The 21,078-nt window shown below is 58.7% G+C and carries 14 protein-coding genes; 7 read left to right on the top strand and 7 right to left on the bottom strand.

From position 1 onward, the window contains the following. Nucleotides 1-57: 57 nt before the first annotated feature. The 3 genes from fusA (at nucleotide 58) to ACE3NW_RS10930 (ending at nucleotide 4,638) form a co-directional block, all read left to right on the top strand. Complete coding sequence (gene fusA / locus ACE3NW_RS10940) at nucleotides 58-2,136, top strand: elongation factor G (protein WP_374283312.1); 2,079 nt, start codon at nucleotides 58-60, stop codon at nucleotides 2,134-2,136. Nucleotides 2,137-2,352: 216 nt separating this feature from the next. Continuing rightward, nucleotides 2,353-3,540, top strand: coding sequence for a bifunctional glutamate N-acetyltransferase/amino-acid acetyltransferase ArgJ (gene argJ, locus ACE3NW_RS10935; RefSeq protein ID WP_374283310.1), 1,188 nt, complete (start codon nucleotides 2,353-2,355; stop codon nucleotides 3,538-3,540). A gap of 234 nt (nucleotides 3,541-3,774) precedes the next feature. Continuing rightward, nucleotides 3,775-4,638 carry a class I SAM-dependent methyltransferase gene (locus ACE3NW_RS10930; protein ID WP_374283308.1) on the top strand — a complete coding sequence of 288 codons (864 nt, stop codon included), beginning with the start codon at nucleotides 3,775-3,777 and terminating at the stop codon, nucleotides 4,636-4,638. 81 nt (nucleotides 4,639-4,719) lie between these two features. Here the strand turns inward: ACE3NW_RS10930 and ACE3NW_RS10925 are convergent, their stop codons facing one another. The 7 genes from ACE3NW_RS10925 to ACE3NW_RS10895 all read right to left on the bottom strand — a co-directional run bounded on the left by ACE3NW_RS10925 (nucleotide 4,720) and on the right by ACE3NW_RS10895 (nucleotide 13,332). After that, complete coding sequence (locus ACE3NW_RS10925) at nucleotides 4,720-5,112, bottom strand: DVU_2496 family lipoprotein (RefSeq protein WP_374283306.1); 393 nt, start codon at nucleotides 5,110-5,112, stop codon at nucleotides 4,720-4,722. Between the two features lie 23 nt (nucleotides 5,113-5,135). Continuing rightward, complete coding sequence (locus ACE3NW_RS10920) at nucleotides 5,136-5,999, bottom strand: zinc metalloprotease HtpX (RefSeq protein ID WP_374283304.1); 864 nt, start codon at nucleotides 5,997-5,999, stop codon at nucleotides 5,136-5,138. Nucleotides 6,000-6,092: 93 nt separating this feature from the next. Continuing rightward, entirely contained in the window at nucleotides 6,093-8,009 is a 1,917-nt protein-coding gene (asnB, locus tag ACE3NW_RS10915; RefSeq protein ID WP_374283302.1) for an asparagine synthase (glutamine-hydrolyzing), read from the bottom strand. Continuing rightward, nucleotides 7,997-9,340 (bottom strand): glycosyltransferase family 4 protein, encoded by a 1,344-nt coding sequence (locus ACE3NW_RS10910; RefSeq protein ID WP_374283300.1) that lies wholly within the window; start codon nucleotides 9,338-9,340, stop codon nucleotides 7,997-7,999. Before ACE3NW_RS10910 ends, asnB begins: the two co-directional genes overlap by 13 nt. Before the next feature lie 126 nt (nucleotides 9,341-9,466). Further along, nucleotides 9,467-10,471, bottom strand: a complete 1,005-nt coding sequence (locus ACE3NW_RS10905) for a glycosyl transferase family 1 (protein WP_374283298.1) — start codon at nucleotides 10,469-10,471, stop codon at nucleotides 9,467-9,469. After that, a complete protein-coding gene (locus ACE3NW_RS10900) occupies nucleotides 10,468-11,838 on the bottom strand; it encodes a glycosyltransferase (protein ID WP_374283296.1) in 1,371 nt (456 codons plus the stop codon). Before ACE3NW_RS10900 ends, ACE3NW_RS10905 begins: the two co-directional genes overlap by 4 nt. 174 nt (nucleotides 11,839-12,012) lie before the next feature. Then, nucleotides 12,013-13,332, bottom strand: coding sequence for an aminotransferase class I/II-fold pyridoxal phosphate-dependent enzyme (locus ACE3NW_RS10895; RefSeq protein ID WP_374283294.1), 1,320 nt, complete (start codon nucleotides 13,330-13,332; stop codon nucleotides 12,013-12,015). A gap of 356 nt (nucleotides 13,333-13,688) precedes the next feature. On the opposite strand from ACE3NW_RS10895, the gene ACE3NW_RS10890 reads away from it, so the two are divergent. Genes ACE3NW_RS10890 through ACE3NW_RS10875 form a run of 4 tightly spaced genes read left to right on the top strand, consistent with a single transcriptional unit; the run spans nucleotide 13,689 to nucleotide 21,069 of the window. Then, on the top strand, nucleotides 13,689-17,168 hold the full coding sequence (locus ACE3NW_RS10890; protein WP_374283292.1) for an acyltransferase domain-containing protein: 3,480 nt from the start codon (nucleotides 13,689-13,691) through the stop codon (nucleotides 17,166-17,168). A gap of 50 nt (nucleotides 17,169-17,218) precedes the next feature. Next, nucleotides 17,219-18,679: a TolC family protein gene (locus ACE3NW_RS10885; RefSeq protein WP_374283290.1), complete on the top strand. Its 1,461-nt coding sequence runs from the start codon at nucleotides 17,219-17,221 to the stop codon at nucleotides 18,677-18,679. Further along, nucleotides 18,679-19,647: an HlyD family secretion protein gene (locus ACE3NW_RS10880; RefSeq protein WP_374283288.1), complete on the top strand. Its 969-nt coding sequence runs from the start codon at nucleotides 18,679-18,681 to the stop codon at nucleotides 19,645-19,647. The genes ACE3NW_RS10885 and ACE3NW_RS10880 overlap by 1 nt, the downstream gene beginning before the upstream one ends. 9 nt (nucleotides 19,648-19,656) lie before the next feature. Next, on the top strand, nucleotides 19,657-21,069 hold the full coding sequence (locus ACE3NW_RS10875; protein ID WP_374283286.1) for an oligosaccharide flippase family protein: 1,413 nt from the start codon (nucleotides 19,657-19,659) through the stop codon (nucleotides 21,067-21,069). The last annotated feature ends 9 nt before the right edge of the window (nucleotides 21,070-21,078 follow it).

Below are 21,078 nucleotides of genomic sequence, written 5' to 3'. Positions count from 1 at the left end.
GCAAGGAAGCGGCGTCGGCTTTGCACCACACCGCATCCGCAGTATGGAGGAAACACCGTGTCCCGCACCGTTGCTGTAAACAAACAGCGCAATATCGGCATTATGGCCCATATTGACGCAGGCAAGACTACCACCACCGAACGCATTCTTTTTTATACCGGCGTTAACCACAAGATTGGCGAAACGCACGACGGCGCCTCCACCATGGACTGGATGGAGCAGGAACAGGAACGCGGCATCACCATTACCTCTGCCGCGACCACCTGCTTCTGGAAAGACTGCCGCGTCAACATCATCGACACCCCCGGCCACGTTGACTTCACCATCGAAGTTGAACGTTCGCTGCGCGTGCTCGACGGCGCGGTGTGCGTGTTCGACGCCGTTGCCGGTGTTGAGCCCCAGTCTGAAACCGTGTGGCGTCAGGCTGACCGCTACAATGTTCCGCGTATCTGCTTTGTGAACAAGATGGACCGCATCGGTGCCAACTTCTTCCGCTGCGTGGACATGATCCGCGACCGCCTGGGTGCCAAACCCGTGCCCTTGCAGTTGCCCATCGGCAGCGAAGACAAATTTGAAGGCGTGGTAGATCTGGTGCGTGGGCACGCCATCCGTTTCGACAAGTCCTCCAAGGGTGCGGAATTCACCATCGAAGACGTACCTGCCGACATGAAGGATCTGTACGACGAAAAGCATCACGAAATGCTTGAAGCCGTGGCAGAAGAAGACGAAGTGCTGCTCGAAAAGTACCTTGGCGGCGAGGCGCTTACCGAAGAAGAAGTGATCTCCTGCATCCGCAAGGCCACCATTGCCCGCAACATCGTGCCGGTGCTGCTGGGTTCTGCCTTCCGCAACATGGGCGTGCAGCCCCTGCTCGACGCGGTGGTGGACTACCTGCCTTCTCCTGTGGACATCCCGGCCATGCCCGGCCACATCGCTGGCAAGGAAGACGAGATTGTCGAATGCCACTGCGACGACAAGGAACCCTTTGCCGGTCTGGTGTTCAAGCTTTTCTCCGACCCCTTCATCGGTCACCTTTCGTTCTTCCGCATTTATTCCGGTTTCCTCGAATCCGGCATGACCGTGTACAATTCCAACACCGGCAAGCGCGAACGTATTGGCCGTATCCTCAAGATGCACGCCAACAAGCGTGAAGACGTGAAATGGGCTGGCGCCGGCGACATCGTTGCTCTCGTGGGCCTCAAGAACGCCTCCACCGGTGACACCTTGTGCGACGAAAAGCGCGAAGTGATCCTGGAATCGCTGAATATTCCTGATCCTGTTATCGAAGTGGCCATTGAGCCCAAGACCAAGGCCGACCGCGATGCTCTTTCTGCCGCTCTGAACAAGCTGGCCAAGGAAGACCCCTCCTTCCGCGTGAAGGGCGACGACGAAACCAACCAGACCCTGATCGCCGGTATGGGCGAACTGCATCTGGAAATCATCGTTGACCGCCTTACCCGCGAATTTGGCGTGAACGCCAACGTGGGCAAGCCCCAGGTCGCCTACCGCGAAACCATCTCCAAGCCTGCAAAGTCGGACCTCAAGTACGCCAAGCAGTCTGGTGGTCGCGGCCAGTACGGTCACGTTGTTATCGAGGTTGAGCCCAACCCCGGCAACGGCTACCAGTTCGTCAACTCCATCACCGGCGGCGTCATTCCCAAGGAATACATCCCCGCTGTTGACAAGGGTATCAACGACGCCCTGAAAGCCGGTGTGCTCGCTGGCTTCCCCGTGGTGGACGTGAAGGTCAACCTGATCTTCGGTTCGTACCACGAAGTTGACTCTTCCGAACAGGCCTTCTATGTGGCCGGTTCCATGGCCATCAAGGACGGCATGCGCAAGGCTACCCCTGTGCTGCTCGAACCCATCATGGACGTGGAAGTGGTTACCCCTGAAGAATACCTTGGCGACGTCATGGGCGACCTCAATGGCCGCCGTGGCCGTGTGCAGAGCATGGAAGCCCGCGCTGGCGGCGCACAGAGCGTTCGCGCTCAGGTTCCGCTTTCCGCCATGTTCGGCTATGCCACCGACCTGCGTTCGCGCACTCAGGGCCGCGCCACCTTCACCATGCAGTTCGACCACTACGAACGCGTGCCCGCTGCCATTGCTGAAGAAATTCAGAAGAGCCGCACATAGTCTGATCTGTGCGGCATAGCCGCACAAGGTTTATACGGCGGGGGAGGAAGCGTAACAGTTTCCTCCCCCGCCTTGCTTTTTAGGGCAAATTTGCGGTTGTTGCCCGCGCGGGAAAAGTGCATTCTGCCTTAACGCAAAAGGTATTGGTCATACGGCACGGGCTTCGGAACCAGCCGAAGCGCTTGCGGCACAGTCAACGATGTTATGGAGTAGATGATGCAGAACGATCTGCCAAAGGGTTTCAGGGCCGGTGCAGCGGCTGCCAGTTTTAAAAAGGCTGGCCGCGATGACCTTGGCATTATAGTTTCAGACACATCCGCCGTGCTGGCGGGCATGTTTACCCAAAACCTGTTCAAGGCCGCCCCCGTGCTGGTGTGCCAGGAAATTCTGGCAAGTCGCGGCACAGCCCGTGCTGTTCTGGCCAATTCTGGCCAGGCCAATGCCTGCACAGGTGACGAAGGCCTTGCCAACTGCCGCGTCACCCAGGCTATGGTTGCGGGTTTGACCGGGCTTGAGGCCGATGAAATTCTGCCCCTTTCCACCGGCGTTGTGGGCGCGCACCTCAAGATGGATCTGTGGCTTGAGGCTGTGCCCCAGCTGGTCAAAAACATTGGCACGCGCGATGCCGAAGGCTTTACCAGGGCCTTTATGACCACAGATGCCTTTCCCAAATTTTCCATGCGCGAGGTGACGCTTGCGGGCGGCACAGTGCGCCTTACGGTCATGGCCAAGGGTGCGGGCATGATCTGCCCCAACATGGCCACCATGCTCTGCGTTGCCCTTACCGATGCCAAGGTAGAGCGTGAACCGTGGCAGGCCATGTTTGGCCGCGCTGTGGAAAAAACCTTCAACCGTGTGAGTGTTGACGGCGACACCTCTACCAACGACACCATTCTGGGGCTTGCCAACGGCGCTTCTGGCGTGGTGGCCCAAAGTGCGGCAGATCTGGCCCTGCTGGAAGAAGCCCTGACCGATATTCTGGGTACGGTTTCACACATGCTGGTCATGGACGGTGAGGGGGCCAGCAAGGTCATCCATATCACCGTAACCGGCGCTGCCAGCGACGACGAGGCCCGCACCGTGGCCCGCAGCGTGGGGCACTCGCAGCTGGTCAAAACCGCCATCTACGGCGGCGATGCCAACTGGGGGCGTATTGTTACCGCCGTGGGCTACAGCGGCGCAAAGTTCGACCCCGCCAAGGTAAGCATGAAGCTGTGTGGTATTGAGCGCTTCCGTTTGGGCTGCCCTGTGAACGAAGACAAGGAAGACGCACTGGCTGAACTGCTCAAGGCCAAGGATGTTCAGGTCGAGATTGATCTGGGCGGCGGCACGGGTTTTTATAATTTTCAGGCTTCCGACCTTGGGCATGAATACGTGAGCCTTAATTCTGACTACCGCTCGTAGACTGATCGTTTCGCTATTTTTTGCTGGCGTCTGATAAAGGCCCGCACCGTTCAGGTTCTGCCTGAACGGTGCGGGCCTTTTGTGTGCAATGCATTGCTTCCGAATTCTCCCCCATGCTTGTTCTATGTGCCAGCATCAGGCCAGCATCAGGCCAGCATCAGTCTTGATCCCGTCTATCGTGCGTTGCTGGACATATAAGAAAACGCGTTTTAGGGTTTGAGAGCGGAGGAAGTTATGGAAGGAGATTTTTTTAACCAATGCTATCTGGAAAAAGTTGCCACATGCCCAGTGTGTGGCGGTCAGCACTGCCATGTTGCCTATGAGGTCGGCACGGGCGTGATGGCACAAAAGTGCGCTTGCGGCGCGTACTATTGTGACCACCGCCTCAATGCTGCCGGTTTGTCGGCGTACTGGCAGGATTACCAGAACCGTGAACACAGCGCCGTTGAGGAGGAATGCGCACAGCGCAAGCGCATGTATGTTGTGGATTATGAGTACATAGCGCAGTTTCTGAAGCCAGGGGCCAGGGTGCTTGATGTGGGCTGCGCAGACGGTCAGTTTCTGGACATGTTTGCTGCGGCCGGGCACGCATGCCACGGCGTGGAGTTTGGCCACGAGGCAGCGGTCAAGGCCGCGCAACGGTATCCTGTGCAGGAAGGGTATTTTCCTGATCTGGAAATTGCCCCCGGCTACGACCTGATTATTTTTCGCGGCGTTTTGCAGTATGTGCAGACGCCGCGCCGCTTTTTCAGCAAGGCGGCTTCGCTGCTCTCGCCCGGTGGGCTTGTGTATGTGACGGCCCAGCCCAACATGGAGGCCTTTTGCCACCAGGTTTTTGGTAAAAGATTTCGTTTCAGTCTGACCCCCTGTGACTGTGTGGGCTATACGCCGCAATCGCTGGCAGGCGAATTTGCGGCTCTGGGATGTACCACAGTGGGGCAGACGTTTTTTTATGAGGAAACCCCCTATGCCTGCCCCACCGATGATATTCAGGCAGTAAGCCGGGCCGTGGAGGCAAGAAGCAGGGGGCAGGAACCGGGTGAACCCTCACCGCCTTTTTGGGGCAACATGATGACCATGGTGTTTCGCAAAAACTAGTTTGTCAGCCGCAAACAATAAAAATCCCGGCGCAGTACGCACCGGGATTTTTATTGTTTGCGGTAGTGTCAGCCTTGCGGCCTAGAGCTTTTCGGCAACCCAGTCAACAATCTGTGTCATACGCGCGAGAGTATGCTGGTTATTGTGCTGCCGCTGGCCGATTTCTTCCATGGAGCCTTCCACGCGATAAATACGCCAGTCGCCTTCTGTCAAAACGCCCAGCCGCACGGCTTCGTTGACGGCAGCCCTGGCATCGCCGGGCGAACAGAACAGGTCGAATTCCTGCACGCCGGGGTCGAGAATAACTTCCGAGCCGCTGGCAATATCAACAATATAGTTGCCTGGGGCATAGGTGTACACGAAGGGGCAGGGTTCAACCGGGGCAGCGGGTGCTGCATTCTGGGCGGTCTGGGCCTTGGTACAGGCCACCAGAGCAAGGCCCAGAAGGGCAGTGCAAACAAGGCGTGCGTACATTATCGACCTCATGTGCTGTGGTTTCAGCGCCGGGAAGCAGCCATGGCGCGCAGGCGCTGGATGCGTTCTTCCAGGGGCGGATGGGTGCTGAAGAGGCTTGCCATGCCGCCGTGGGCGAACATGGGGGTAACAATGAACATCTGTTCCGTACTTGGGTTGCCTTCCTGCATGGGAATCTGGCCGCTGGCCATGCCCAGCTTGTTCAGTGCCCCGGCAAGGGCCAGGGGCTGACCGCACAGCTCTGCGCCTGTGTCGTCTGCCAGATACTCGCGCGAACGCGATATGGCCATCTGGATAAGCCCTGCGGCCATGGGAGCCAGCAAGGCCATGGCAATGGCGGCAATGGGGTTGACGTTGCCACCTTCTTCGTCACGGTTGCCGCCGCCAAAAATGGCCGTAAACTGAAAAATATTGGCAAGGGTCACAATGGCAGAACCCATGACGCCCGCTATGGTCTGGATAAGAATGTCGCGGTTGACGATGTGGCCGATTTCGTGGGCAACCACGCCGCGCAGTTCTTCGGGCGAGAGCAGGCGCATGATGCCCTCGGTAACAGCAACCACGGCATTCTCCGGGTTGCGCCCCGTGGCAAAGGCGTTGGGTGCTTCTTCGGGCACTACACAGACGCGGGGCTTGGGAATGCCCGCATTGTGGGAAAGTTCTTCAACAATTTTGTGCAGATACGGGGCTTCTTCTGGTGCGAGCTCACGCGCGTTGTACATGGAGAGCACGATTTTATCAGAATACCAGTAGCTGCCCACATTCATGATCAGGGCGAGGCCAAAGGCGAATATGACGCCTGTGCGGCCGCCCATGAGGCCGCCGAGCATTATGATAATGGCGGAAAGCAGGGCAAGCAGAAAAACAGTCTTGATCTGGCTGGTCATGCGTTTTCCTCTCAAACAGATTTTTTGCGGCCTGTATTGCCGCAGTCTTTATGTATTATAAGCACTCTGGCCGTGGTGGCAAGAAGGTGTGCATCAGGGATGGCGCGCGCGCCACCAAAGCTGAAATACCAGCAGTGTCCACAGGGGTTTGCGCAGATCTGCCCTGCCCGATATGTGCTCGTCCATCAGGGAGCGTACCGCCTGATAGTTGAATATGCCTTGTGCCTTGAGGGCGCTTTCGCTCAGCAGGTCTTCCATGAGGGGCCGCATGCGGCCACGCAGCCACTGGGCCACTGGAATCTGGAAGCCGCGCTTGTTGCGGTGCAGAATCTCTTCGGGCAGCAGCTCGGCAAATGCCTTTTTGAGCAGCCACTTGCGCTTGAAGCCGTGCAGTTTTTTGCTGAGGGGCAGGCGGGCGGCAAATTCGGCAACATCCTTGTCGAGGAAGGGCGCGCGAACCTCAAGGCTGTGCAGCATGGAGCAGCGGTCAACCTTGACCAGAATATCGTCGAGCATGAACTGGCGGGCATAGACATGAAAGGCGCGCGCCAGAGGCGAAGCGCTATTCTCTGGCTGCCAGTGATCGTACTGCTCGCGTGTGGGGGCAAAGAGCACTTCAGGGGCCAGAAAACCGGGCTGACGGGCCTTGAAGCCCGCATCAAGCACCTGTTCCTGCATTTCAGGTGTAAAGGCCGTAAGCATGGTCTGCACGCGCTGCCAGGCTGGAGCGTGGGCCGCACGCAAAAAGGTGGCCACGGCGAGGCGCGGATTGATGTACCCGGCGGAGGAAGGCAGCATGCCCGCCAGAGGCTCGATCACGCCTGTGCGCAGAGCGGCCGGGGCGGCGTTGTACCATTGGGCAACCTTGAAGCCGATGTAGTGTTCGTAGCCAGCCCACAGTTCGTCTGCGCCGTCGCCGCCAAGAGCCACCGTGACCTTTTCACGCGTAACGTCCGAAAGCAGCCATGTGGGGGCCACCGAAGCATCGGCCATGGGCACATCCATGCGGCTGATGATGCCGGGCAGGGTGTCGGCGCATTCCTCGGCAGAAAGCACGCGCTCGTGGTGGTCGGTGGCAAAGGCCCTGGCCACTATGCGGGCATAGCGAGATTCGTCGTAGCTGGCCTCGGTAAAGCCGATGGAAAAAGTCTTGATGGGGGTGGACGACTGGCGGGCCATGAGCCCGGCCACTATGGAAGAATCAATGCCGCCAGAGAGAAAAACGCCCAGGGGTACATCGCTGACCATGCGGCGGCGCACAGCCCGTGCCAGCAGATTGCGCAGCTCTTCGCACAGTTCCTCGTCGCTGCGGCGGTCAGATTCGTTGGGCGTGGGCATGTCCCAGTATCTGGCAATGCGGACATTGCCCTCGTCCACCAGCAGCATGTGTGCGGGGGGCAGGCTTTGCACCTCGGTGTACATGCAGTGCGGCGTGGGCACGTATTCGTAGGCCAGGTAGCGCATGATGGCCTGCGGGTCGGTGCTCAGGCTCAGGTGCTTGAGCTGCTCCAGCCCCGTGAGCTCGGAAGCAAAATACAGTCTGCCGTGTTGCACGGTGTAGAAAAAGGGTTTTTTGCCAAAGCGGTCGCGGGCGCAGAACAGCCGACGTTGCTGGTTGTCCCACAGGGCAAAGGCAAACATGCCGTCAAAACGCGCAAGGCAGTCTGGCCCCCAGATGCGGTAGCCTTCCAGAATGACCTCGGTATCAGAGTTGGTCTGAAACCGGCCACCCAGGGCGGTCAGTTGGGCTTTGAGGTCGGCGTAGTTGTAGATCTCGCCGTTAAAGGTGACGGTCAGTTGCCCATCGGCGCTGTGCATGGGTTGCCCGCCGCCGGAAAGGTCGATGATGGAAAGCCTTCTGTGTCCAAGGCACACAGGCCCGTGGCTCCACTGGCCCTCGCCGTCCGGGCCCCGGTGGGCCAAGCGGTCGGTCATGGCCTTGACCCACTGCCCGGCCTCAGGCGCGAGAGGTGTGGAATCTATCTGGCAAATGCCTGCTATGCCGCACATTTTTTCTTCCAGATCGTATAATGTTTGATGAAAACATCTGCCAGCCGCTTGTTGTTGCGGGTGGGGTCAAACATGGCTGCCGCAAGATGCTTGCCGTTAAGCGCAAGGGTTTGGGCCAGCGGGGCATTGTCTGCCAGGCGCAATAGCGCATCGGCCAAAGCCTCTGGGTTGTTGGGCGGCACGGCAAGGCCGGTTTTGCCGTCGATCACCACCTCTGGCAGGGCATTGACCGTGGTGCTGACCACAGGCAGGCCATAGGCCAGGGCCTCAATGACCGTATTGGGAATGCCATCGCGCCGCCCGGATTCATGCACCACGCAGGGGGCTGCAAAAATGTCGTGCTCGGCCAGAATACGCGGCAGCTCGTTGTGCGAAATAATGCCCGGCAGGGATACCCTGTCCTCAAGGTGCAAGGTTTCGCGCAACCGCAGAATTTCGGCTTCCATGCGGCCAAGGCCCATAACTGCACCGCCGCCGCCCGCCAGTGTAAGCCTGAAATCAAGCCCTCTGTCGCGCAGAATGCCGCAGGCCTTGATGAGCACGTCAAAACCCTTGGTGACGTCAAACCGGCCAAGGGCCAGCAGGCGTACCGGGCGGTCCATGGGCACAGGCTCCTGCGTCTGGGCAGATGGCACAGTGCTCTCGTTTTCGGGCGGCAGGGGCGGCAGTGTGAGGCTGTTGTAAATAAGCTCTACCTTGCCCAGGGCCTGCCCCTTGTCAAAAACTTCTATGCGCTTTTTGTCGGCTTCGTTATTGGCGCGAACAAAAAATGCCGCCGAAAGCTTGTTGCCAAGGTCCGGGTCGGCTGGCTCCAGATTGTCGCCGCGCGCGGCTGTGGCAAAGGGCACACCAGCTATCTGCGCGGCCACCCAGGCAGCGGTAGCTGTGCCGCGCGGCCAGGGGGCATAAATCATGTCTATGCCGGATTCTTCAAAAAGGCGTCCCAGATACATGCCGATGCAAAAGGCCCACAGGTTTTCGCCCAGGGTTTCCCAACTGCGCCAGTGGCGGAAGATGGCCTTGCGGAAGAGCCGTCCGGTGCGCAGGGGGTGCAGCAGCACCTGACGAAAGCATTCGCCAAGCACACGGCCCAGGGCGCGCATGCCGTAGGTATGCGTTTCACCCGCTACGGCACGCATTTCATTGGAGCAGTGCCGCAGGTTGGGGCCATACAGGCTGTATACAGAAAGCGGGAGCAGGCCCTTGAGGCCTTCTACTTCGCGAAAGATAAAGGGCTGGGTGAAAAGGGGATACCACAGCAGAACATAGGCCACATGCGGCAGGCCCGTCGAGAACGCGGGGCGGGAGGCCTGGGTGCTGGTTTCCGTCATGCTTTACTCCAAATGCGGCAGGCTTTCTCAGCGGGCTGCTGGGTATTGATCCTGTTCCGCTTCTTTGTTCAAAATGGTCAACAACTGTTGTGGTGGCTACAAAAACTGCGTCTGTTTGCTGGCTGTTCAGCTCGACCAGTCGCCAGCGCCATGAAGGGTGGGCGCAGATGGCCCCAGTTCGTGGCGCAGTTCGTCCATGGTCAGACAGCACACGCTGTAATGCCGGTGCAGCCAGTTGAGCCATTTGCCCACTTTGCCGGTAAAATTTTTTACCGCAGCGGCATCTGGCAGATGGGGGGTGCAACCGGGCATCATTTCGGATGAATGCCAGGTCAGTGACAGCACTCGCCCGCCTCGTGCCGCATACAGTCTGGTGACGGCACACATGGCCCACAGGGGGTGGTAGACAGGCAGCAGGGCCAGGGCTCCCCAGGTCTTGAAGCTTGCGCGGGCTCTGGCGGCAAGGGTTGCGGGCAAGGCGCGCAACAGCCGGGGAAGTTGAGGCGTTAGGGGCGTGACCGTGAGCGGAACTTCAAAAATTTTACTCTGGCCCGTGGTTACCCAGTAGGGATTACCGGGGGCGTCAAAATGGTCTGGCCCAAGCATGGAGCTGGCGGCGCTGTGCAGGGGGCGTACCGAGGCATCGCAAAGAATACCGGCAGCGGCCAGCAGCGGCCAGTGGCTGCGGTGCAGATCCCAGCGGCCCATGCGGAAGGATGTCATGGGCTGGCCTTGCAGTGCCCGGCCTGCCTCCATGAGCGTTGCGAGCTTGGCGGAAAAAAGCGTGTCTGAAACTGCGGCGGCAGGAACGCGGTCTGCCGTGTCGGGCAGCGTATTGTCCGTTCCGTCCAGTGGCAGCGGCGGGGTGTTCCAGTGGTGCAGATGTGCCCCGATCTCGGCATGATGCCGGTCGCGCAGCATGGACAGGCTTTCGCACGAGGCCGGGTCGGCCAGCACACTGTGGGCGCAGAACAGTGTTGGGCGAATGCCCATACTGCAAAAAGGCTCCAGTGTGTTCAGGCTGGCGGTGTTGCGCGTGGAAAAGCCCCGGCGTGCGTAATGCCCGCCAAAGAGCCCCTCTTCTTCAACGTCCAGGCTGACAACCAGATAGAGCGGCTGTTGGGCGCTCATGCGTGTTCTGCTGCTCCAGAAGCCACGTGCCCGCAGCCAGGGGTGTCTGCCGCCTGCCTGTCGCCCTTGTTGCCGTTGGTGAGCCAGTACTGCTGGCTTTCATCGACATACAGGCGCAACAGGGCAGAAATGTTGCTTTCGCGGTCAAACATTTTTTCAACGCGTGCGCGTCCTGCCTCGGCCATGCGGCTTGCGTGCTCACGGTCTTCAACCATGTGGCGCACGGCATTGGCTAGGGCACGGGGATTGCGCTGGGGCGTGAGCAGTCCTGTTTCGCCGTTGATGATCACTTCAGAAATACCGCATACATCTGTGGCAATAACGGGCATGCGGTGCGAAAGCGCTTCCATGATGACGTTGGGAATGCCATCGCGGTCGCCGTTTGAATGCACGACGCTGGGCATGATGAGCATGTCGTGGTCGAGCATGTACCCGCAGATCTGATCGTGCGGGATAAAACCGGGCATGTGAACGATGTTTTGAAGCCCCATGCGGTCGCGCATGCCCTTGAGCTTGAGCCGCCAGCGGCCATCGCCCACAAGGGTGAGACTCACGGGGATATTTTCGCGTTGCAGACGAGCCATGGCGGTGAGCAGATCAGGAAATCCCTTGGTGCGCGCAAAGCGGCCTACGGCAAGCAGGCGGTAGGGGGGGCGCATGTTGACTGCGCACTGCCCCTTGGGCGTAAATGTCAGGCTGTTGTAGATGGCATGCACCTTGTGCTCCTGCCCATCGGGACAAAAGCTGCGCAGCCAGTTTACGTTGGCGTGGTTATTGGTGCGGATAAAAAGCGCATCGGCTGATTTTTCGCGCAGCAGGCCATCTTCGGGGTATATGTCGCCAGCGCGGCCAGTGAAGGCAAAGGGAATGCCCGTCAGGCGCGATGCCACCCAGGCGGCTGTGGCCGGGCCGTTGGCCCACGGCGAGTGGATGAGCTTGACGCCATCACGCTCACACAGTTCTGCAAGCAGAAAACCCGCCATGAAACACCAGACATTTTCGCCCAGCGATTCCATGTTGCGCATACGGCGAAAAAAGCCCTTGCGCATGAGGTTCAAAACCTTGAGCGGATTGTTTGAAAGCGCCCGGATAAATGCCTTGAGAATGCGCAGTGTGCCCCCCACTCCAAAACGGTCCACCGGGCCGGGAAAGTTGCGCATTTCTTCGCTGCACCCGCTCAGGCTTTTGCCATACATGGTGTAGGCGCGGATGGGCAGGCCGCGCGCCATGAGCTGCACGACCTCCCGAAAAATGAAGGTTTCGGAAGAAAGGGGAAACCAAAGCAGAACATATGCTATAAGCGGCAGATCTTCAGAATTCGGTTTTGATGCGCCTTTGTCTGCATCTGCGCCTGTACTGTGCGTCATGGTTTTCTCCGGTGCAAACAAGAGCCGGGCCATTAGGCCCGGCATGGCAGGCGGTAGGGTCGCCTGCCCAGAAAATGCGAACAGACCGATCCTTGCCGCCGGGCTTGGCGGCAAAACGGGCGCATTCACGCCCGTTCCGGCAACAGTTCGACCTCCACAAGGGTCGCAATGGATTTACGCTTCGCCGCCCTCGCTGGCGTGCTGGCGCTTGTAGTCATCCACAATGGCCCATGCCTTGGGAATTTCTTCTTTCACGGCGTCCAGCGCCTGACGGATGTGTTCTTCAGTATGCGCGGCAGAAAGGAAGAAGCGCAGACGGTCAGTGCCTTCCTTAACAGCCGGGAAGGTAATGGGCATCACATAGATGCCGCGCTTGAACAGCGCATTGGACAAAAAGCCCGCAACCATTGGGTCGCCCACCATGACGGGAACAACCGCGTAGCCCTGGGCAGCGCCGGTATCAAGGCCGATGCTGGCAGCGTATTCGATAAAGAACTGAGAGATCTTTTGCAGCTTGTGAACGCGTTCGGGTTCACGCAGCATGATTTCCAGCGCCTTCTGGCAGGCCACGGCAATGATGGGGGGCATGCCAACGCTGAACACAAAGCCCGGCGAACCGTATTTGAGGAATTCGATGAGCTCGTGGCGTCCGGCAATAAAACCGCCGCAACCGCACATGGACTTGGAGAGCGTGCTCATCCACATGTCCACTTCTGTGGGGTCGATATTGAAATATTCGTGCGCACCACGGCCAGTGGCACCAAGCACGCCCAGCGAGTGGGCTTCGTCCACCAGCAGCATGCAGTCGTAGCGCTTTTTCAGTTCGATGATGCGCGGCAGATCGGGAATGTTGCCGTCCATGCTGAACAGGCCTTCCGTCACGATAACGGCGCGCTTGTGCTCGCCGCGTTTGGCCTTGAGCAGTTCTTCAAGGGCGTCGCAGTCATTGTGGGCGTATGAATAACGGGTGGCGCTGGAAAGGCGCGCGCCCTGAACAAGCGAATTGTGAGCCAGGCCGTCATGGAAAATGGCGTCGCGGTGGCCAAAAAGAAAGCCCAGGGTGGAAACGTTGGTGGCGTGCCCGCTCACGTAGGCGATGCAGTCTTCCACGCCGTACAGCTTGGCAAAAGCCTGTTCAAGTTCGCGGTGCGGCGGACGCTCGCCACCCACAAGGCGGCTGGCACCAGCCGACGTGCCGTAAATGGCGGCGGCTTCTGCAACTGCCTTGGTGATTTCGGGGTGCCCGTTTATGTCCAGATAATCGTATGTGGAAAAGTTGAGATATTCTTTGCCAGAAATAAACGTGGTGGCCTTGGCCGCACGTTCGTGGCAAAGAAACAGAGGATTTTCCATCCCCATCTTGGCTCCCATTTCCACAAGCCGATCAAAGGCGAGCTTGGAACGCGTGCGGTTGAATCCGGAAGCGCTGCTTTCGGCGGCGGCGGGAGTTTGCGCCGCCTCTTGGCCAGCCTGACAGGAATGGTTGTTCTTCATGCCTCATCCTCGTAAATTTGTCCAAAATAGCCTGACCGATGAAACCGAATGGGGGCTGCAAACGGCAGGCGCAACATTGTAAGGGATGAATATAGCCAAAGCAAGAAACTATGGCAAGCAACGATTATGGCGGCGTCAGTTCTCGATATTCAGGCGGTGAGGGATTTATTTGCAAGGCAATTGCGCTGGGTTCGGCGGGTGCTGGCTGGACAAGCTCCTAGATATCTTCTAACATAGTCCGTTACACAATTGGCTGCAATGCCCTTTTTGCCCTGCCCCGGCTTTCGGGTTGCCGGGCTTTGGCCCTTTACAGGCACGAAAGTATGCATCAGGACTCCAAAAATACGGCACAAGGCATGCAACAGGACGAAATTGCCCTTGATGGCGTGCGTTATGCCAATTTGCACCAGGCTGGCCAGCAATGGCGTATTGGTGCGGTCAGTCCTGCATGGCGGCAGGAACTGCTGGCTCTGCCCGCCAATCCCGACAGCAACGATCTTGCCCGGCTCGAAGACCGCGGCCTGTGGATTGCGCCCGTAGGAAATGCTGGTGTGCCGCCGCTGGCGGTGATGTGCTGCGGCCTTGGTTCTGTGTGGCCGGGCATGGGGCGGGAGCTGTACGATAATTTTCCTGTGGCGCGTGCCGCCATGGACCGCCTTGCTGCTGTGGCAGACTGGGACATACTGGGCCTGATGGATGAAACGGATGTGGAAAAGATCAGCCTCACGCGCTGGCAGTTCCCATATGTGTTTATGCTCGAATACGCCCAGTGGAGTGTGCTTTCATCGTTGGGGCTGAGCCCCAGGCTTTTTTGCGGTCACAGTCTTGGCGAAATGATCGGATTGTGTGTGTCGGGCATCGTAGAGCCCGAGGTGGCATGGTATATCATCGACACCCGCGCCGTACACATGGGCGAGTTGGAGGCCAGGGCCACCCGCGAAACGGGCATGATGGCCGTACACGCCGATATGAGTGTTATCGACGAAGCCTGTGCCACGTGGCCCGCACTTTACGTTTCCAACTACAACACTCCCCACCAGTTTATTCTGAGCGGCCCCCGCGAGGTGCTGCAAGAGGCTCGTAAAAGCCTGCGCAAACGCCGTATTCCGGCCATTGTGCTCAATATGAGCCTGGCTTTTCACCATCCCAGCATGCGCGTGCTGCGCGATATTTCGCTGCGCCGCCTGAGTGCTCTTGATATGAGCGCGCCCACAAGGCCCATGTTGAGCTGCATAGATGCGCAGTTCTATCCGGGCGACCCTGCGTCCACCTGCAAGCACATCGCTGATCTGGATGAAAATTCGGTGCGCTGGAGCGAGTGCGTACAGGCCATGTGGAACCGTGAGGGAATCCGCTATTTTCTTGAACTTGGCCCTCAGGATACGCTGTGCAGCCTGGTGGTGGACAATGAACCGCAGGCCATGTGCTTTGCTGCCGGGCGCAAGGGGCGCGAGGTAGAGGGCATGCGGCAGGCCTGTGCCCGTTTGTATTCGCTTGGCTATCTTTCGCGTGAAAGTGTCGAGAGGCGTGTGTTGGCGGCAGCGGGCGATGTCCGTCTGCTGGCTGGCAAGCCCGCGCCGCATTGCGGCCTGCGCCCTGTCACTCCCGCAAACGGCGTGGCTGGCCCTGTAAACGCAAGCCTGCAAGCCGAGACCTTGGTTGAAGGTCAGGCAGGAGATTTTGGCGGTGCTGGTGAGCAGGGTGGGGATACCAGCGCAACGCCCATCGCGGATGCCACGACTGCAACCTATGCGGACAGCCTGGCAGCTGTGCTGCAAATTCTTGCGCAGGCCAGCGGCAGACCTGTTGAAGACCTGCGCCCAGAGATGGATCTGCGGTACGATCTGGCCCTGAGGTCAAGCCGTTTCCCCTTGATTGTTCAGGATGTGGAAAAGGCTCTGGGCATTAGCGTAAATTTCGAAGATCTGTTGCAGGTTTCAACGGTCGGCGACCTTGCCCGGGCGCTTTCTGGCGGAGTTCACGCCCCTGGCGACAAGGGGAATGCCGCAGCAGAGGCGGCCAATGCCACGGCCAGTCAGTGCGCGGAACCCCTGCGCCGCTATGCGCCTCTGGTAACCCTGCCCCCGGCTGAGAGCGATGAAACATTTTGCCTTGAGCCGCTGGCGCTGGACCTCCGCGCCAAGGGGCTCAATCTGCAACCGGGCGACGTGCTGGTACTGTGCGTACTGGATACGGTTCTTTTGCCGCGTCTGCTGAGCGGTATTGCACCTCTGGGTTGTGTGATTGGTGTGCCGCAGCCCCTGTTTGAGCAGTGCAAAGTCCTGCTCAGGGCCGGTGCGCAGGTCGTGCCCATGGGCGACGCGGCTCAGTGGGCCGCGCTGCTGTCGCCAAAGCCGGACAAGGCACTCCTTGCCAGCCAATTGCGGGCCTGTGTGGCCGAATTTGCGCATACGCAGGGGCGCGTGGACGGCCTGCTGTTTGTTCCGCCTGCTCCGGCGGGGATACTTTCGGCATTGTCTGAAACGGAGTGCGGCGCTGCCGATTCCGTCAGCATGGCTGATCTTTTGCAGGCCGCGCTTGATGCGGCCCTGCCCTGCGGCCTGCGATTTGTCAGCACGTTTTCGGTTCTGGCCCCGACAATGGAAAACTGCATTTTTGATGCGCCCCTTGACCGTGTGCTGCAAGCGGCTGGTGATGGCGGCCTGGATGTGCGCGGTATCCGTATGCTGCACGGCCCTGAACGGGCCAGCCTTGACGAATGGGGTGACATGCTGGCCCGTGAGCTTTTGTGTGGCACTGCCCCCCGTGTTGTGTGGGTGCGCCCCGGCGCGCTGGCTGGTTCTGTTGCCTGCCATGAGCCAGAGGCCACGCAGTTTGTGCGCACTTGCCCAGAGCAGTTTCCGCTGGTCTTTCCCGACCCGGTCCCGCCCTACCAGCCCATGGCGACCCTGTTTCAGGGCAGCTGCCATTTTTCCCGCTATGCGGATGGTGCTCTGTCCAGCCACGGCGCACAGTGTGGCAATGTCCTCGGCGCAACGGCTCCCACCTTGCCGGTATGCCGCAGCCTGAGCGCGCTGATAGAAGGGGCGCGGCAGTGCCTGCCGTGGCTGAAGGTTACCGGTTTTTGCGATCTGCGTTTTTTTGATGCGCCGCTGCTTGCCCCGGGCATAACGCGCGAATGCCGCGTTACCACTGAGGCCGAGCCCTGGCTGGTGCAGGAAAAAGTGATGACCCGCATGTGCCATAGCGCGCTTTCTGTGCGCAGCCTCACACCAAACGGGCGGCATACGGCACTGTACACGCCTGTCAGCGAAGGCATGGTGTGGCTTGCAGCGCACCGTAGCGATGTGCGCCCCCTGGGAATCGAAGCGCCGCAGGCGGCAGGGGAAAATTCGGCAGATGTATTGGGCTATTATAAAGCGGCGGGTCTGGGAGATGACTGGCAGCTGGTGGAAACCTTTGCCACTTTGCCAGACTCCATATATACAGCTACGCTGTGTTTGCCGCCATCACGCATTGCCCCCGGCCTCAATTCTGGATATACTGATGACATGCTTGTGGTTGAAGGTGTGCTGCAAACCGCGTGGCTTGCCATAACATCAGAATATTCCAGGCATTTTGACGACGCTGCTGCCATGGCAGAGGCCATGACAATGTGGCGTTTGCACGCTGTGGGTTTTATCCGTATAGGTGCTGCCCTGACGGATGGCGCTTTACATGTGCTCATGCGTCGATCCTGGTCTGCCAAGCGTTTGCGGCGGTTTGACGCGCAAGTGGTTGATCAGGCAGGGACTGTTTTTTTGACCATGCATCACCTTGAATTTGACCGGTGTGATCGGGCAGGACTTGCGTCAGCTCAGACTCCATCGATATAAACACACAATCTGCTCAGCGTTGGCCAACGCAACTACGCAAAGGGTGCCAGATGCTCACTGCGCAAGCAAAATTTACCACACGTTTTTTTCTGCTGCTGTTGATTACGGCAGCACTGCTGGCCGGGGCCTGTTCCAAGAAAGCCGGTGTCAAATCGCCCGAACTTCCTGCCAAGCACTGGCTTCAGGAAGCGCCTGGCGTGCCGGTAGAAAACAAGGAAAAGCTGGAAGCCGCCGTACCGAATCTGTATGATCCGAAAAAGGTTTTTTCCTTTGAAGACTGCGTGTTCCTGACCATCCAGCAGTCGCCCGCCCTGGTCAACAGCGCCGTGAATATCGAGATCAAGCGGCTTGCACAGACCGACGCCGTCTGGAAGTATCTGCCGGAACCACACATGAACTTTACCGTGTCCAACAATCTGACACGGTACAACATGGATAATTCCAATACCCCCAGCGATTATGGGCAGACCCGTTTTCGCGTGGGATTTTACGCGGCCTTCCCCAATCCCATGGCCACCTATTTTGAGCATCAGGTGCAGACCGCCATGGTCAATCTGGCCATCTCCACCCACCGCAAGGCTGTGGGCAAGGCCATCAGCAAGATTGGCGAAGCCTATTTGCAGCTTCAGGCGCAGCAGAAGATTGTTGACGCACAGAAGGAACTGCTGCCCTTGGGCAAGGAGCTTGTTGACTACTGGAAGAAAGTTGAAACTGTTGATGGCCGACAGGGGGTTTCGCTCAATCTTGCCATCCAGCACCAGCGCGAGCTTGAGCTCAAGCTGGAGCAGACCAAGATGAAGGAAATCATGCAGCGTACCCAGCTCAAGATTCTTGCTGGTGTTGAGCCCCAGCAGCGCCTTGAGGTTGACACCAGAAGCGCCGACTCTGTGCTTGCCGGTTTTGACGGCCACAAGCTCACCTGGGATGAGCGCTGGCCCGCAACGGAAGACGAACTGCTGCTGCGCGGTCAGATAAAGCTGAGCGACTACAATATCATGGTTGCCTGGGCTCAGTATGTGCCGACCATGACCATTGCCGTAAACAATTATCCGCCCGCTGGCCAGTATCAGCCCAACAACGGCAAAGAAGACACGTTTGTACATTTGACATTTGACTTCCCCCTGATCGACTGGGGACGCAGATATCGCGGTGTTCAGACGGCCCGCATGCACAAGGCGCAGGCCTTCCACGAGCTGGCCCGCAAGCGTACGGACTACTCGAACAAGTGGTTGCAGTGCGAGCAGCGCGTGGCCTTGGCCGAAACAGAACGCAAGCTTGCCAAAACCCGTCTGGATACAGCCAGCATGCAGTTCAAGGAAGCACAGATATCTTTTCATGAAGGCATAGTGCAGTTGCCCGATATGGCCACCAGGCAGGAAGACATGGTTCAGGCCCGCATTGCCTTTATCAATGCTGACCTTGATTACAGGCTGGCCATGCTTGAGTGGATGGATCTTTCTAATTCACTGTCACAGCGGTTCCTCGGCCTTCCTGCCAAGGAGGTGCTGTAATGCAGAAAGCTCAGGCTTCTACAGTGGTTGTCATACTGCAACGTGCAGTCCCGGTGATGCTTGCCATTGCTGTCGTTACGTTTGCCCTGTTTGGTTTGCAGGGGGCAGCCGTAGCTGCTGAAAGCGGTTCCATCGGCTCTGGTGCAACAATCCTCACTGGCAAGGTAGTCACCACCGTTACCCGTGCCGCGCCCGTGCCCTTCCACGCCGTGGTGGATGAGGTGCTGGTCAAGCCCGGCCAGCCTGTGGACAAGGGCACTCCCCTGATGCGCTACCACCTTCAGGAAGAAGCGGAGCGCGTATTGCAGCGTGAAGTGACCACTGGCGCGGGTACAGAAGATCTGAAGGGGCAGGTGCTTGACCTTGAACGCCGCCTTGCAGAAACGGCAGCCCAGCGCAACAAGGCCCGTCAGCTCGCAGCATCAGGGCTCGGTTCTGCCCAGGCCTCTAGCCGGCTTGAGGACGATGTGCATTCGTTGCAGCGCCGCATTGATCTTTTGCGGGTGACCATTCAGAAGTCGGAAAAGAACTTTTCTACCCGACTTGAAGAACTGAGCGGCTATTTTGGTAAGCCTATCAGGGAAGGAGAGAGCCTGCCGAAGGAGCTTACCCTGACAGCCCCCATTGACGGCTATGTGCTTTCGCTGGATGCCACGCTCTACGCTGGCGCGCTGCTTGGGGCCGGTTCGTCGCCCATTCGTGTGGGCAAGCTTGATCCTGTTCTTATTCAGGTTCCCGTGTATGAGGCCGAGATCAGCGGTATCAAGGCGGGTGACTCTGTTGAAGTTGAGATTCCCTCGCTGAACGGCAAAAAATTTGCCGGTACGGTGAATGAAATCTCGTGGGTTTCCACAGATATGAGCGTATCCAATCCTTCGTACTACTCTGTGGAAATCACGGTTCCCAATCCCAATCTTGAGCTCAAGCCCGGCTTTAAGGCCGTGGTGCGTTTTAAGGGGAGCAGGTAAGCCCCCTTCATGAAGCTGAAAAGCATTCCCCGTCGACTGGGGTACATACTGGGTGCGCAGTGGACGCGCGACCTGGCGTGGACCGCTTTTACCATTCTTCTTGCGCGGCGCAGCCCCGATATTCTCGGACAGGTCGTGCTGGCGCTCACGTTTGGCTACCTTGTGAAGACGGTAGCCGACGTGGGCCTCAACGATTTTCTGCTCTCCACATTTGCCCGGCGTGAGGGGCGGCCTGTTGCCCTGCTGGGCGAAGTCACCTGGCTCAAGCTGACCGTGCTGTTGCTGGCCCTTGGTGTCACCTGGTTTGTGACGGGCTGGCAAAACTATACACCCGAGCTGCGGCTTGTGGTCATGTGTATAGCCGCAGGGCTTGGGCTTGACGGGGTGAGCGATTCTTTTTTTGCTCTTTGTCAGGCGCGTGGTCGGCAGGATGTGGAAATGCGCATTCGTGTGCCCTCCGCCCTGCTGGGGATTGGCTTTGGTATTGCCTGTGTGCTGCTTGACGCGCCGCCCATTGTCATTGCCCTGTACAAGCCCGTGGAATCACTGCTGTGCATCGTATTTGCCCTGGTGGCGCTTCAGCGCAACCCCCTGGCGGGTGTGGGCGTGGAGGGCATGAAGGATCTTGCCCGACACATGAAGCACGGCCTTATCTTTACCTGCATGGCCGGTTGCGCCATGTTCTACAACAAGATCAATGTCATTTTTCTCAAGCAGTACGGTGGCAATGCGGATGTGGGCGGTTACGGCGTAGCCTGGGAAACCGTTGAAGGCCTGTCTGTTCTTGTTTCCAGTGCCTTGCTGGGCAAGGTGATTTTTCCTCTGCTGGCCAAACTGTGGCAGCAGGACAAGGACGCCTTCCGCCAGCTTGCGGGGCAGACTGCCCGTTCGCTCTGGGCCGCATCGCTGCCCATAATTTTTCTTATCTGCGTGGAAAGCGACCGCTTCCTGCCACTCGTGTACGGGCCAAACTATCAAAGCGCCGTCACCGCACAGCGTTTGCTGACCCCCTGTCTTGCCACGGCCTTTCTGCACAACCTTGCAGCCTACGCCATGATTGGCATGCGCCAGCACCGCCTGCTGCTGGGTTTTTACCTGACCGGGCTTGCGTGCAACCTGATCTGCTGTTTTACCCTCATTCCGGCCATGCCGCTTGAGGGCGCAGCCCTGTCGCTGACCATTACCAAGGTCTGGGTAGCAGTTCTGACCGTTGGGTATTTTCAGTGGGCAGCGCGGCCCATGAATCTTGGGCAGTGGTCGCTCATGTTTTTGACCTGCGCGGTCAGTATTGGTCTGTGGTGGTGGGTTGGGTTTGTTGCACGCCGGGAGGTGGCCGAACTGGCCGGATTGGTGCCGCTGCTGGCCTTGTTCTGGCGTTGGCGGCCGCCAGCACCGTTTGAAAAAAAGGCCATGCAGGCATAGCACCGCTAG

Source organism: Desulfovibrio sp., assembly GCF_041907885.1.
GTDB lineage: Bacteria > Desulfobacterota > Desulfovibrionia > Desulfovibrionales > Desulfovibrionaceae > Desulfovibrio.
The sequence above is the reverse complement of the archived record's forward strand: the minus strand, read 5'-3'. Positions and strand labels throughout refer to the sequence as shown.